This window comes from Lysobacter sp. cf310 (assembly GCF_900114355.1).
GTDB lineage: Bacteria > Pseudomonadota > Gammaproteobacteria > Xanthomonadales > Xanthomonadaceae > Lysobacter.
In genome coordinates, this window is record NZ_FOSS01000004.1 from 149,317 (window position 1) to 163,337 (window position 14,021).

Here is a 14,021-nt window from a genome sequence, read left to right on the forward strand (position 1 = left end):
CTTCAGCGAGCCGGCGAGTCCAGCGCCAGGGTTCGCTCGATCGGTTCGCCATTGACTCTCGCCTTGAGCGTGCCGGGACCGCGCAGCAAGTCGGCCGATCCCGTCAGCGACCAACGCATGCCTTGGCCGGCCAGGGCATAACCGAGCAGGCCCGGCGCGATCGCATGGCGGCCTCCTTGCGCGTCGACGAAGCTCAGGTCGGCCAGTTGCGCGTGCTGGCTGCCCCGGTTGTGCACGGTCAGGCGCGCCTGCGCGCCGTCGAACTCCAGTTGCGCGCGCAGGTCCGGCGCGATGGTCGCGTCCCCGGTCGGAGCGAGGAACACCGGCACCGAATAGCGCAGTACGAACTGCAGGCCGGCCGGACGGTCCCGATCGCCGGGCGGCAGCTCGTCGACGATCAGCCGATAGGCTTCCTCGGCCGCGGGCGGCGCGCCGAGCCGGATCACGCGCACCAACTGACGCGCGCCCGGCGCCAGCGCGAGCATCGGCGGACTGGCCGCCAGCGCGCGCGTCGGCTCGAAACGTTCCTCGCCGTTTTCTTGGATCCAGTGGAACACCCGGATCTGGGCCCGCAGCGGTCGGTCGCCGGTGTTGCTGAGCCACAGGCCGTCGGCGCTTTTGCCGGCCGGCAGGGTCAGCGACGTCGGCGTGACCTGAAGCCCGGCCGCCAGCGCCGGCGCCAACGCGAGCACGCCCGACAGGGCCGCCCCGGCGAGAGCGGCGCGGACGGCATGCGCGAGCCGGCGGCCGCTCACTCCCCCGCTCCGCTCAGTAGGTCACCGTGGCGGTTACCACGTCATTGTAAGTAGCACTGGGAAAGTTGGCGCTCGGCGTCCTGCCGTACACCGGCAGGTTCTGGGCCGCGCCCGTGCCACTGCCTGCGAGGACGTTGCCGCCGCCACCGATGGTGCTGCCCCAGACATCGCCCGCGCCGCGCGCGGCGGCGCGATAGAGCTGATAGGGAACCTGGTTGGTGCCGTCGCTCATCGCCCGCGAGTTGACGTCGGCGCCGTTCTGGCCGTTGTCCAGCGCGATCGTGTAGGCCGTGCCGGGCGTGCAGTTCACGCTCAGCTGGCCCTGCTGGTCGACGTTGGTGGCGGACGAGGCGACCGAACCGAAATTGACGTCGGTGGCGGCGACGGTGTGGATGTCGCAGACGCTGGTGATCGTGATGGTGACGTCGAACTGGGTGGAGTCGTTGGCGGCGTGGGCGGGCGCAATGCCGGCGACGAGGAGGGCTACAAGCAGATGGCTCGTGGAAAGACGCATAGATCGGTGCTCCTTGCGCTGATCGCGTGCTGACGACCCGGCGTCTTGCCGGATCTGGCCTGTTTAATGACGCATAAAACGTGCCATAGCGGCAAGGTAGCCGGACATGAACCCTCACACGGTGATCGCGGTCACGAATACGCGCCGAGACCTATTCAGCCTGATTCTTGCGGGACATCGCAGTTTTACCGCCGCGCTGAAAATCAGGACTGGCAGACGCACTGTGTCAGCCATGGCGCTTTCCGAGCGCACCCCGGATGACGGCTTGTGTCGGCCGGGGTGCGCGGCCAAGATGCCAGTCCGCGACTGGGGAGCCGCCACCGATGTTCACCGTTCGACGCGCCCTGGCCGCGTTGCTGCTGACCGTGGTCGCCTGCGGCGGCTGCGATCGCACGCCGTCGACCGACCACGACGCGCCGCCCAAGCTGCCGGCCGAGGCGGTGCAGCAACTGGTGCGCGACCTGCGCCGCAACGACCTGGCCGGCTACGCGCGCCACGCCGTGCCGCCGACCCTGCACGATCGACTGGAGACCGCCTGGCGCGAGGGCCGCACCACCTGGCCGCTGACCGAGCTGCCGCTGGAGGATCGCCTGCCCGGCTTCCTGCAGGCCCTGGCCGCGCCCGGCGCGGAGAAGAAGCTGCAGGCCGTCTACCAGCGCCAGTTCGCCGGCGCGCACGCGGAACTGCGCTCGGCCGCCGCCACCCTGGGCCTGTTCGCGACCCAGTACGTGCGCAGCGAAGGCGACTACAGCACCGAGGAACGCGACCACTACGCTCAGCTGATCGGGGCGATCAGCGCCTGGGGCCAGCGCGCGCCGCTGGGCGATCCCAAGCGCGCGCGCGTCGCGATCCCTCAGCTCGCCGCCGCCGCGCGCCAGACCGGCCTCACCGGCACCGACGCGCTGCGCCTGACCGGCATGGACCGCAGCCTGGAACGGCTGGGCCCGTTCTTCGGCCGCTTCAAGCAGGTGCTGATCGGCTACGGACTGGACATCGACGCCAGCCTGGATCGGGTCGAGGCGACCCTGGCCGAACAAACCGGCGACAAAGCGCGCGTGCGCATCCGCTACACCATGGCCGGCCAGCCGATCGACGCCTACGTGCGCGTCGAACGCCACCAGGGGCGCTGGTACCTCAGCGACGTGCTGCGCCACGCCGAGGCCGAAGCCGTTCGCACCGCCAGCGCGCGCGGCGCCCGGCCGCCCGCGCCCGTCGCCAAGACCGCGCCCTAGTCGCGCGCGCCCGGCGCGCATTCGCCGCGCCCGCGTTGCGCGCCACGCCATCGCGCCGACCCAAGCAGCCCCAATCCGAATGGGCATAATGGCGCCGATGCCGAAACAAACGCCCCTGCCTTTCCCCAACGCCGAACCGGCCCGTCCGGACGGCGCCACGCCCAGCGCGACCACTGCCGACGGCGCCGCCCGCGAGCCCGGAGCCGATCAAGCGATCGCGCACCAAGCCAACGAAGCCGACATGTTCGCGGCCGAAGCTGGCACATTGAGCGACGTAGCTGCGGACGCCTCGGTGTCCAGCGCCGCGCACGAGCCCGCGCCGGTCGCCAGCGACCCATCGTCAGTGGCCGAGCCGGCCCCGGCGATCGAGCCCGCGTCCGCCGACCGCGACGCCGCCGAGCACGACCCGGACCAGCCCGAACTGCCGATCCCGCCGCCGCCTCCGCCGCCGGTCGAGGCGCGCGCGTTACCGCCGGCGCGCCGGCCCTGGTGGGCCAAGCTGCTGGGCCGCCTGATGGCGCCGTGGGTGCAGCTGACCATCGAGCCCAAGTCGCCGTCCGAGCATGTGGCCGAGGAATGGAACGGCCGCCCGGTCTGCTACGTGCTCGAGGACTATGGCCTGTCCAATGCGCTGATCCTGGAGCGCGCCTGCCGCGAGAGCGGCCTGCCCTCGCCGCTGCAACCGCTGCCGGGCGATCCGCTCGGCCGCAAGCGCGCCTATGTCGCGCTGTCGCGCCGCAATGCCGGCGGCACGCTCGCGCCGCTGCAATCCCTGGGCGAATCGCTGGGCGCGGCCACGCCGCAGCCGCCGCCGGCCAAGACCCACTCCGGCTCGCTCGCGCGTCTGCTGGACGCGCACCGCGACGATCCGGAGCTGGACGTGCAGCTGGTGCCGGTGTCGATCTTCGTCGGTCGCGCGCCCGATCGCAGCACGGGCTGGTTCTCGGTGCTGTTCTCGGAAAACTGGACCCTGGTCGGCCGCTTCCGCCGCCTGCTCGCCATCCTGCTCAACGGCCGCCACACCCTGGTGCGGTTTTCGCCGCCGGTCTCGCTGCGCGGCATCGTCGGCGAAGGCCTGCCGGCCGAACGCACGGTGCGCAAGCTCTCGCGCGTGCTGCGCACCCACTTCCGCCGCATCCGCGCCGCGGTCATCGGCCCGGATCTGTCGACCCGCCGCCTGCTGGTCGATCAGGTGCTCGCGTCCGAACCGGTCAAGGACGCGATCGCCGACCAGGCGCGTCGCGACAACAGCTCGCCGGTCGACGCCTGGAAGAAGGCGCACGCGATCGCCTACGAGATCGCGGCCGACTATTCGCATCCGGTGGTGCGCTCGGCCAGCTTCCTGCTCACTCCGGTCTGGAACCGCATCTACCGCGGCGTGCTGGTCCATCACCTGGACAAACTCAAGCAGGAAGCGCCCGGCTTCGAAGTGGTCTACGTGCCCTGCCACCGCAGCCACATGGACTACCTGCTGCTGAGCTACCTGCTCTACACCAAGGGCATCGTGCCGCCGCACATCGCCGCCGGCGCCAACCTCAACCTGCCCGTGGTCGGCACCATCCTGCGCAAGGGCGGCGCGTTCTTCCTGCGTCGCAGCATCCGCGGCAGCGCGCTGTATTCGGCGGTGTTCTCCGAGTACGTGGCGCAACTGGTCGCGGGCGGCTATTCGATCGAGTACTTCATCGAGGGCGGGCGCTCGCGCACCGGCCGGCTGCTGCCGCCCAAGGGCGGCATGATCGTGATGACCGTGCGCGGCTTCCTGCGCCAGCCCACCCGGCCGGTGCTGTTCCAGCCGGTCTACATCGGCTACGAGAAGCTGATGGAGGGCAACAGCTACCTCGACGAGCTGTCCGGCAAGCCCAAGGAAAAGGAATCGATCTGGCAGCTGCTGTGGGGCATTCCCAAGGTGCTGCGCTCCAACTACGGCCAGGTGGTGGTGAACTTCGGCGAGCCGATCCGGCTCAACGACGTGCTCGCCGAGCACGCGCCGGAATGGGACGGCCGACCGGTCGGCGAGGACGACAAACCGCAGTGGCTGTCGGACACCGTCGCCGCGCTGGCCGAACGCATCCAGGTCAACGTCAACCGCGCCGCCGACGTCAATCCGATCAACCTGCTGGCGCTGGCCCTGCTGTCCACGCCCAAGCACGCCATGGGCGAGGCCGACCTGCTGGCCCAGATCGCGCTGTCCAAGACCCTGCTGGCCGAGCTGCCGTACTCCGACCGCGTCACCGTCACCCCGCACACGCCGCAGGAAATCGTCGCCCACGGCGAAGAGATCAACGTGCTCGAGCGCATCGCCCATCCGCTGGGCGACGTGCTGGGCGTGGACGGCGAAGACAAAGCGGTGCTGCTGAGCTACTTCCGCAACAATGTGCTGCACCTGTTCACCGGCGCGTCGTGGATCGCGTGCTGCTTCCAGCACAACCGCCGCATGAGCTTGGCCGGCGTGCTGCGCCTGGGCCGCAGCGTGTATCCGTTCCTGCAGGCCGAGCTGTTCCTGCCCTGGACCGAGGATGAATTCGCCCAGCGCCTGACGCTGACGGTCGAGGTGTTCATCCGCGAAGGCCTGCTCGAACGCGTAAGCGAGGACGACGGCGGCATCCTGGCGCGCAACGCCGGCCAGACCGACGAAGTGTTCCGTCTGCGCGCGATCGGCCATTCGCTGCAACAGGCGTTCGAGCGCTACTACATCGCGATTTCGGTGCTGGTGAAGAACGGCCCGGGCACGATGTCGGCGGGCGAACTGGAAAGCCAGTGCCAGCTCGCCGCGCAGCGCCTGTCGCTGCTGTATGCGCCGGCCGCGCCGGAGTTCTTCGACAAGACCCTGTTCCGCGGCTTCATCCAGAAGCTGCGCGAGCTCAAGCTGGTCTGGCCCGACAGCAACGGCAAGCTCGCCTTCGATGCGCGCCTGGACGCCTGGGCCAAGGACGCCAAGGTCATCCTCGGCCGCGAGCTGCGCCACACCATCGAGAAGATCAGCCCGGAGATGGCCAAGCCGGCCGAAGCGCCGGCGTCGCCCGCGACCGCGGAGTAAGACCGGGGACACGGGGGCGGTCGGCGACGATCGAATTGCGATCGTCGCCGATGCCGCGCCATCAGGGATGGGCCGACTTCGTCTCGGGCAGGCCGACTTCCAGCGTCAGCGAGGCGTTGTGGCTCTCCCACAAGGTCGGATCGATCTTCTCGTGGAGGGTCACGAACAGCAGGTACAGGCCCGCCTGGCTGGGACGGAACGCGATCTCGCCGGCGGCGTCGGCGCGCAGGTTGCTGTCGCGCACGTTTTCCACGTCGTACAGATCGCCGTCGCGGTGGGCGACGTAGTGCTCGTTGTCCGCCACCACCACCATGCGCGCGTTCGGCACCGGCTTGCCGTCGCGCAGCACGCGCAGGCGCAGCTCGCCGCCCAGCATGAGACGGTTGGGCGACGACAAGGGCACGATCTCCACGCCGGCGTTCGACGGACGCTGCGTGTACGCGGGTTCGCCCTTGGCGAGATAGGTGTCCGCGCTGCTGAAGTACTTCAGAGACGTGGCCGCGCCCTGTTTGCGCGCGATGTCGTCGGAGAAATAGAGTTTGCCGTCCGCGGTTTCCACGGCCTTGTAGGTCGGCCCCGGACGCACTCCGGTGCTGATCCGGTAGGTGCCGTCGCGCGCCAGGGTCGGCTCCAGATAGACCGCGCCGCGGGTTTTCGCACTGGCCTTGATCGCCGCCTGCGTACCGTCCGGCGCGGTGATCGAGAAGTTCGGCGAGTCCATCGCGAAGTCGGCCTGGAACGGAAACTCCGTGAAGGCCGATTCCACCTGCACGCGCGGGTTGAGTACGTTGAACTGGTTGGGCTTGAGGAAGGGCACGTGCGCGGCCGCGGAGGCCGTGATCAGGCACAAGGCCAGGCCACCGAGGGCGGTCTTCAATCGGGTCATGGGAGGTCCGGAATGGGGAGGAGTCGCGCCGAGGATTCTAGACGCTGGTCGACGCAAGCCGCAGGCGTGCTTGCTAGGATGCGGCGTCGCCCGCAAGGAAGGATCCGATGAGCGTTTCCGCCGCCAGCCCGGTCGCCGAGCGAGCGCCCGTGCAACGCACCTGGCTGGAAATCCCGCTGCTGTCCGCGCGCCTGCTATGGCGGCACTGGCCTGCGCTGGCGTTCTGGTTCTTTGCCCAACGGGTCTGCTACGACCTGCTGATGGCCCTGGCGGTGAAGCTGGGCGAGCGTTCGGTGCTGATGTCCTTCGCCGCGCTGTCGGTACTGATCGTGACCCAGCTGGTCGGCACCATCTTCATGTTCCAGTCGCTACGCCCGTCGCTGCCGATGCTGACCCACGGAGCGGTCACGCCGGACACCAAGGCGGTGCGCAAGCAATGGATCACCGCGCTGGCGATCGCGCTGCTGCCGTTCTTCGCCTACTACGTGGGTTGGGGATTGCTGGAAGGCCTGCGCCGCTACTTCACCACCGCCTATATCTTCAGCGTATGGGAGCGCGAGGACCTGCGCCACGTGCTCAGTCTGAAGGGCTTGTGGATCGCGCTCGCCGTCGCCTGGGCGGTGCGCTGGTTCAGCCAGCGCCGCGTCAAGGCCACCGGCCATGCCGCGTGGAACGTACTGGCGACGGTGTGCGAGGCCTACTGGGTGTTCGTGGGCGTGGCCGCGATCGGCCAGGCGATCCAGACCGGCAAGGACTGGTGGCACGAACGCGCGGTGTATGTGGCGGTGGGCGAATGGTGGGAAAGCCCGACCGCGCTGTTCCAACTGTTGGCGCCGATCAAGCGCGCCTTGGCGCCGCTGTGGGATTTCCTGACCACCGCCGCCGGCGCGGTGGCGCTGCCGCTGATCTGGCTGGCGATCACCGCGATCGTGTACGGCATCGACCTGCGCAAAGCCCAGCGCCTGGACCAGGCGGATGCGCCGCTGGAGCGCGCGGTCGCGCGCTTCAAGTCCATGCATTTCACCTTGCGCATGCTCGCCGACAAGGCCAGCGCGGGCTGGACCAGCAAGGGCGTGCCGGTGGTCAACAGCCTGCGCCTGGTGCTGCGCGCCGGGCTGCCGGCGCTGCTGACGCTGTGCGTGTGCTGGCAGCTGCTGGCGTATCTGGATTCGTGGTCCTGGCGCTGGATGCAGCAGCTGGTCGGCCCCAAGGACCCGGCCTGGCAAAGTGTCGAGGGCCAGATCTACGCGGTGTTCCTCAACACGCCGCTGTCGTTCCGCACCTCGCTGCTGACCGACGTGCTGCGCGTGGTGCTGCTGGCGGCGACCTTCGACCGCGCGATCGCGCGCTTGCCGCGCGCGGGCTGAGACGATCGCTCACCGACTTCGCGCCGTGCCCCTACAACGAAAAATCGAGATAGCGCCCGTCGGCTTTCTTGGTGTTCTTGAACTCGATGCGCGCGCGCAGCGCGTCCGGGCGCTGACCGCGCGGCAGCACGAATGCGTGCTGGAACGCGAACGGCCGCGCCGGCACCGCGATCACGCGCTTGAACGCGTCGTCGTAACCGCTGCCGCAGGTCTCCGGCAGGCGCGGGCCGGACAGGCGCGGCAGCGCGGCGCCGCCGGTGTCCCAGCGCCGCCCCTGGACATCCACGATCGCGCCGCGGCACAGGTCGAGATCGCTGATCTTGGTGTCGGGATCGGGGATCACTTCGTAGCGCAGCAGCAGCAGCTCGGCGTCCTTGCGCAGCGGGCCGCGCAGGCGCGGATCGCCGGCGATCATCGACTCGGCGGAAATCAACTTCCAGCGCGCGCCGGCGAAGGCGGTCCAATCGCCCTTGGCCGCGGTCACCGCCACGCTGGGATTGCGTTCGCGATACTGCCGCAGCGCATCGCGATAGGGCAGCCACAGCGCCAGCGCGCCCAGCACGGCCGTGCCGAGCAGCCAACCCGCGTTGCTTCGCCACCAGCCGGTCGCGGGGGCGGCGTTCGTCGTCGTCGGTGTCGCATTCACAGGCGCAGATCCAATACGGGTTTGGCGTCGGCGATCAGCTTGCTGGCGGCGGCTTTGTCCAGGCCCAGATCGACATCCACCAGGCTGTCGCCGCCGATCGGCAGCGAGTTGCCCCAGTACAACTGCAGGTGCGCGCCCTCGATCCGGTCCGGCGGCAGTTCGAAGAACCACGCGCCTTCCTCGGCCAGGCCCGGCGCCAGTTCGCGCTCGCTGAGGTTGAAGCCCTTGAGCTTGGGACGTTCCTTGTTGGAAGCGACGTAGACCAATCCGTCGCGGGTGCGGATCTGCGCGGTCAGGTAACCCGGTCGCTGCAGCGCCTCGACCTTGGCCAGCACCGACAGCCACACGCCGGGGCTGCGCAGGGTGCGGTCCTCGGAATCGCCGTAGTCGCCCTTGAGCAGATAGGCATGGGCGACCTTGAGCCGGCCGACCTCGACCGCGAAATTGCGCCCGACCGCGCGCGCGGCCGGCGCCGATTGCAGCAGGGGCGCATCGCGCTGTTCGTAGTCGGACTGGCCCTTGCGCAGCGCGACCACCGCCACCAGCGCCAGCACGACCCACAGCGCGTCGCGCCAACGCCAACGCGGCAGGCGCCGGCGCGGCGCGGCGGCGGGCTGCGACGCGCTCACGGCGCCACCAGCCGGTCGCGCAGGTCCTGCACGGGCAGATCGAGTTTGGCCAGCGGATCGCCCTGCACCCACGCGCCCTCGTCGTTGAGATAGGCCTTGGCCTTGTAGTCGCGGGCGAACAGGCCGAAGGTCTGGCGCGGCGCGTAGACGTAGTCGGGCGGCAGCTTCCAGACCAGATCCACGCGCTGAGTCAGACGCGGATGCAGATCGGCGACCACGCCGTGATCGTCGGCCATCAGCAGATTGTCGGCCCGCACCGGCTCGCGCTGGGCCGATACCAGGATCAGGTCCTCACGCGGATAACCGAAGCCGCCGAAGCTGCGCCCGGTGCGGTTCTCGATGTCGGCCTGCAACACCAGATAGAGCTGGTTCGGTTCGACCTGCCCGCCGGGCCGATAGCGCGCCACCCATGCGCGCAGCGGCGTCACCGCCATCGCCCCGGATTGCGCGCGTTCGCCGGCCGAGTACTTCGGCAGCGGCCTGGTCTGGCTCTTGGCCTGCTTGAATCCGCCCAGTGCGAAAGTGGCCACCAGCGCCACCGCGGCGAGGGCGGCGGTGGCTTGCCACCACGGGTTGCGCGCCGCGCCGATCAGTTCGTCCTTGTTCGCCATGCTGGAGCCCGTTGCGAGTGCACGCACCGTAGCACAGGGCCCGCATTGCGCTGCAGCCACGCACGTCACCAAATGCGCGACACACGACGGCGGATTCCCGCGCGGCGCTCAGGCCGGTTCGTCGGGGATCAACGCGCTTTCCAGACGCGCGATGCAGTCCTTCAGCCACAGCTTGCGCTTCTTCAAGCGCTTGACCGTGAGTTCGTCGGCGTCGGTGTCCTGGGCCAGGCGGTCGATGGCCGCGTCCAGGTCGCGATGTTCCAGCCGTAGCTCGGCCAGCTTGCGCGCTATTTCGGCGGGATCATCGCTTTCGATCATGCGCTGAGCTTAACGCGCGACGATGGCGTCGCCATATCTCCTTGCGCCATCGCTTTCGGTGCCGACGTCGAGGCGCCGTAGCGCATGCATAAAACCGCTGCGGCCAAGTCGGCTCGAGAGGCGCGGGCCGGCATCTGTCCGGCGCCTGAATAGTAAAAATTTCGTTCATATTTAGTTAGAAGATCGTTTGCCTATCCTGCAGCCGCGGATCGCCCGCACACCAAGGAGAGGTCTGATGGATCGGTTTTCGAATCGCCTGGTTCTGATATCCGCTTTCGCGTTACTCGCCTGCACCTCGCCGCTGGCCGCGGCCAAGAACGTGGTCATCCAGGGCGAGCGCGGCACCCGCTGGTGTTGCCCGGACGGCAAGAAAGGCCCCGATTGCAAGCAGTTCCCGGCCAGCGTTCCGCTGGGCGCCGACTGCAAGCTCAATATCGTGATCGCCCCCGACCCCAGCATCACCCCGGCCCAGGCGCCCGCGCGCGACAGCCACGAGCTGACGCTGAAGCCGGTGGCGGAGGAGAACCCAGCCCCGGTTCGCGGCAAGGAAGCGCCCGCGCGCAAATGACCGCTCCCGCCGACCGCCTCGCAGAACGGGCGGCGGCTTTCGGCGGCAGGCGTCGCTTTTGCCGCCACGACGGCGCGGTCCACCGCGCCGTTCGTTTGTGCGCGGACCGGTCGCGGCCCGGGCTCGGATCGCAGCCGCCCCATGGCTGCCCGTAGAATGGACGGTCTGATGAGCACCGTCCTGCCCCTAGCCGAACCCCAGCGCCACGTCCGCGCCGACCAGCGTCGCGGCCACGAACATCAGCGCCTGGCCAAACGTCTGCGTCACCAGGTCGGCCGCGCGATCGCCGATTTCGGCATGATCGAGGACGGCGACAAGGTCATGGTCTGCCTGTCCGGCGGCAAGGACAGCTACACCCTGCTGGACATCCTGTTGCAGCTGCGCAAGAAGGCGCCGGTCCGTTTCGAGCTGGTCGCGGTGAACCTGGACCAGAAGCAACCCGACTTCCCCGAGCACGTGCTGCCGGCCTACCTGGAATCGGTGGGCGTGCCCTACAAGATCCTCGAGCAGGACACCTACTCGGTGGTGACCCGGGTGGTGCCCGAGGGCAAGACCATGTGCTCGTTGTGCTCGCGCCTGCGGCGCGGCGCGCTGTACAGCTACGCCGAACAGGAAGGCTTCACCAAGATCGCGCTGGGCCACCACCGCGACGACCTGGTCGCGACCTTCTTCCTCAATCTGTTCTTCCACGCCAAGCTCAGCGGCATGCCGCCCAAGCTGTTGTCCGACGACGGCAAGCACGTGGTGATCCGGCCGCTGGCCTACGTGCGCGAGGACGACATCGCGCAATACGCGGCGGCGCGCGAGTTTCCGATCATCCCTTGCAATCTGTGCGGCTCGCAGGAGAACCTGCAACGCAAGCAGGTCAAGAAAATGATGGACGCCTGGGAACGCGACACCCCGGGCCGGATCGAGACCATCGCCCGTGCCCTGGGCGATATCCGCCCGTCGCAACTGTCCGATCCCAAGTCGTTCGATTTCCTCGCCCTGGGCCGTCTCGGCCAGTCGCCGCTACCGGACGCGCACGCGTGGCTGGCCGGCGAACCGCACGAACAGGAAGCGGGTACCGAGCCTGCGGCCATGTAAGACCCGGCCGCGGTTCCGCCCCGTTCCCCTTCCTCACTTTTCGGGACTTCGATGTTCTTTCGCAATCTGACGCTGTTCCGCTTTCCGACCACCACCAAACTCGACGAACTCGAAGCCGGCCTGGAGGAGTGCAAACTCAAGCCGGTCGGCCCGCTGGAGCTGTCCTCGCGCGGCTTCATCTCGCCCTTCGGCCGCGACGCCGAGGCCATGTCCAATCGCATCCAGGATGCGATCTGGGTCAGCGTCGGCGGCGAGGACCGGCTGCTGCCGGGCTCGGTGGTCAACGACATGCTGGCCAAGAAGCTGGCCGAGATCGAGCAGAAGGAAGGCCGCAAGCCGGGCAGCCGCACCCGTAAGCGGCTCAAGGACGAGTTGATCGTCGACCTGCTGCCGCGCGCCTTCATCAAGCCCAGCCGCACCGACGCCCTGCTCGATCTGGAGCACGGCATCGTCGTGGTCGACACCTCCAGCCGCAAGAGCGGCGAGAACGTGGTCAGCGAGATCCGGCGCGCGCTCGGCAGCTTCCCGGCCCTGCCCTTGAACGCCGAAGTCGCGCCGCGCTCGATCCTGACCGGCTGGCTCGCAGGCGAACCCCTGCCCGAAGGCCTGACCCTGGGCGAGGAATGCGAGCTACGCGATCCGATGGAACAGGGCGCGGTGGTCAAATGCCAGCGCATGGAGCTGCAGGGCGACGAGATCAACAAGCACCTGGAGACCGGCAAGCAGGTCACGCGCCTGGCGCTGAACCTGGACGACCACGTGTCCTTCGTGCTCGGCGAGGATCTGGTGATCCGCAAGTTCAAGCTGCTCGACGGCGCGGTGGATACGCTGGAGAACACCGAGCGCGACGACCTGCGCGCCGAACTCGATGCGCGCTTCGCGCTGATGAGCGGCGAGGTCAAGCGCTTGTTCAATGTGCTGGAGCCGGCGTTGAAGTTGAGCAAGGCTGAGGCTTGATGGGCTGAGCCTGTGGCGAGGCCGGCCCGCGCGCTGAACTTCAACCGCGGGCGCTGCCCTCATCCGCCCTACGGGCACCTTCTCCCGCCAGCGGGAGAAGGGACTCCCATCGCGCTTACGCCTCTTATTCGCGCCTGCGCTTTAGCCCCTCTCCCGCTCGCGGGAGAGGGGTTGGGGTGAGGGCCGGCTCGCGCGCTGAACTTCAACCGCAAGCGCCGCCCTCATCCGCCCTACGGGCACCTTCTCCCGCCAGCGGGAGAAGGGACTGCAAACCTCCCTTCGCGCCTACACCTCTCATCGCGCCTACGCGTTAACCCCTCTCCCGCTCGCGGGAGAGGGGTTGGGGTGAGGGCCGGCTCGCGGGCTGAACGTCAACCGCATGCGCTGCCCTCATCCGCCCTACGGGCACCTTCTCCCGCCAGCGGGAGAAGGGACTGCACACCTCTCATCGCGCCTACGCTTTAGCCCCTCTCCCGCTCGCGGGAGAGGGGTTGGGGTGAGGGCCGCACCCCGCCCCGCAACCGTCATCCCCGCGCGTTATCCTCTTCGCATGGCGGACCTCCACCCATGACCAGCCTGCTGCGCCTGCTCACCGGCCAGTCGCGACCGGTCGCGCGCGGCGTCGAGCGCGAAACCATCACCGTCGTGCTCGACGACGGCCGTAGCGTCGACGTGCTGCGCGTGCGCGATCCGCGCGCGCGCCGGCTCAAGCTCAGCGTCGACGAACGCGGCGCGCGCCTGACCCTGCCGATGCGGGCCAGCGATCGCGCGGGCGAGCGCTTCGTGCGCGAGCACGGCGCCTGGCTGGCCACGCAACTGGCCAGCACCCGCAGCGAACACGCCGCGCTGCAGCCGCACGTGGATACGCCACTGCCTTTGCGCGGCGAGCTGCGAGCGCTGCGCTGGAGCGTCGGCCGCTACCTGCGCATCGCTGAGGATGCCGACGGGGCCATCGCCATCGTCGCGCCCGAGGCGGTCGCACCCGCCGCGCTGCGACGCGCGCTGCGCGATTTCTACGAAGCCCAGGCCCGCGCCGACATCGGCCGCTGGCTGCCGAAGTACCTGCACGACCTGCCACGCGCGCCCGCGCGCATCCGCCTGCGGGTGATGTCCTCGCAATGGGGCTCGCTATCGCCCGACGGCGCGCTGTCGCTGGATCTGGCCCTGGTGCTGGCGCCGCCGGCCGCGTTCGAATACGTGCTGGTGCACGAGCTTTGCCATCTGATCCACGCCGACCATTCGCGCGCATTCTGGCGCGAGGTCGAAGCGCGCTGCCCGCACTGGCGCGATCAGCGTGAGTATTTTCGCGCCGAGGGCCGTCCCCTGAAGGCGGCCCTGAACGCGCTGTGCGGCAAGACCTGATCGCCCCAGCACCGGGGTAGGAGCAGCGCAAGCCGCGACCGCGCAGCGGCGGC

General features: G+C 69.1%; 14 protein-coding genes. 7 read left to right on the forward strand and 7 right to left on the reverse strand.

Going from position 1 to position 14,021, the window contains the following annotated elements; translation table 11 throughout:
- Positions 1-2: 2 nt before the first annotated feature.
- Complete coding sequence (locus tag BMZ45_RS15170; protein ID WP_175489093.1) at positions 3-755, reverse strand: fimbrial biogenesis chaperone; 753 nt, start codon at positions 753-755, stop codon at positions 3-5.
- Between the two features lie 13 nt (positions 756-768).
- Complete coding sequence (locus BMZ45_RS15175; RefSeq protein WP_091637383.1) at positions 769-1,269, reverse strand: Csu type fimbrial protein; 501 nt, start codon at positions 1,267-1,269, stop codon at positions 769-771.
- 323 nt (positions 1,270-1,592) lie between these two features.
- Between BMZ45_RS15175 and BMZ45_RS15180 the strand changes: the two genes are divergently transcribed.
- Both BMZ45_RS15180 and plsB read left to right on the forward strand, forming a co-directional pair.
- The gene (locus BMZ45_RS15180) at positions 1,593-2,501 is read left to right on the forward strand and encodes a hypothetical protein (protein WP_091637384.1); all 909 of its coding nucleotides are present in this window, start codon (positions 1,593-1,595) and stop codon (positions 2,499-2,501) included.
- Between the two features lie 97 nt (positions 2,502-2,598).
- Positions 2,599-5,538, forward strand: coding sequence for a glycerol-3-phosphate 1-O-acyltransferase PlsB (gene plsB / locus BMZ45_RS15185; RefSeq protein ID WP_254776666.1), 2,940 nt, complete (start codon positions 2,599-2,601; stop codon positions 5,536-5,538).
- 61 nt (positions 5,539-5,599) lie between these two features.
- Here plsB and BMZ45_RS15190 read toward each other — a convergent pair whose 3' ends face one another.
- Complete coding sequence (locus BMZ45_RS15190) at positions 5,600-6,424, reverse strand: DUF4198 domain-containing protein (protein WP_091637385.1); 825 nt, start codon at positions 6,422-6,424, stop codon at positions 5,600-5,602.
- A 107-nt stretch (positions 6,425-6,531) separates the two neighbouring features.
- Between BMZ45_RS15190 and BMZ45_RS15195 the strand changes: the two genes are divergently transcribed.
- Complete coding sequence (locus BMZ45_RS15195) at positions 6,532-7,791, forward strand: hypothetical protein (protein ID WP_091637386.1); 1,260 nt, start codon at positions 6,532-6,534, stop codon at positions 7,789-7,791.
- A 31-nt stretch (positions 7,792-7,822) separates the two neighbouring features.
- Here BMZ45_RS15195 and BMZ45_RS15200 read toward each other — a convergent pair whose 3' ends face one another.
- The 4 genes from BMZ45_RS15200 to BMZ45_RS15215 form a co-directional block, all read right to left on the reverse strand.
- Positions 7,823-8,437 (reverse strand): hypothetical protein, encoded by a 615-nt coding sequence (locus tag BMZ45_RS15200; RefSeq protein WP_091637387.1) that lies wholly within the window; start codon positions 8,435-8,437, stop codon positions 7,823-7,825.
- Positions 8,434-9,066 carry a hypothetical protein gene (locus BMZ45_RS15205; RefSeq protein ID WP_091637388.1) on the reverse strand — a complete coding sequence of 211 codons (633 nt, stop codon included), beginning with the start codon at positions 9,064-9,066 and terminating at the stop codon, positions 8,434-8,436. The genes BMZ45_RS15200 and BMZ45_RS15205 overlap by 4 nt, the downstream gene beginning before the upstream one ends.
- Positions 9,063-9,677 carry a hypothetical protein gene (locus BMZ45_RS15210; protein ID WP_091637389.1) on the reverse strand — a complete coding sequence of 205 codons (615 nt, stop codon included), beginning with the start codon at positions 9,675-9,677 and terminating at the stop codon, positions 9,063-9,065. Before BMZ45_RS15210 ends, BMZ45_RS15205 begins: the two co-directional genes overlap by 4 nt.
- 108 nt (positions 9,678-9,785) lie before the next feature.
- Positions 9,786-9,992: a YdcH family protein gene (locus BMZ45_RS15215; RefSeq protein ID WP_056179808.1), complete on the reverse strand. Its 207-nt coding sequence runs from the start codon at positions 9,990-9,992 to the stop codon at positions 9,786-9,788.
- A 238-nt stretch (positions 9,993-10,230) separates the two neighbouring features.
- On the opposite strand from BMZ45_RS15215, the gene BMZ45_RS15220 reads away from it, so the two are divergent.
- From BMZ45_RS15220 to BMZ45_RS15235, 4 genes are all read left to right on the forward strand, one after another.
- Positions 10,231-10,563, forward strand: coding sequence for a hypothetical protein (locus BMZ45_RS15220; RefSeq protein WP_091637390.1), 333 nt, complete (start codon positions 10,231-10,233; stop codon positions 10,561-10,563).
- 156 nt (positions 10,564-10,719) lie between these two features.
- Positions 10,720-11,649 carry a tRNA 2-thiocytidine(32) synthetase TtcA gene (ttcA, locus tag BMZ45_RS15225; protein ID WP_091637391.1) on the forward strand — a complete coding sequence of 310 codons (930 nt, stop codon included), beginning with the start codon at positions 10,720-10,722 and terminating at the stop codon, positions 11,647-11,649.
- Between the two features lie 51 nt (positions 11,650-11,700).
- Positions 11,701-12,606, forward strand: coding sequence for a recombination-associated protein RdgC (locus BMZ45_RS15230; protein ID WP_056177633.1), 906 nt, complete (start codon positions 11,701-11,703; stop codon positions 12,604-12,606).
- A gap of 567 nt (positions 12,607-13,173) precedes the next feature.
- Positions 13,174-13,968, forward strand: coding sequence for a M48 family metallopeptidase (locus tag BMZ45_RS15235; protein WP_091637392.1), 795 nt, complete (start codon positions 13,174-13,176; stop codon positions 13,966-13,968).
- Positions 13,969-14,021: the final 53 nt, after the last annotated feature.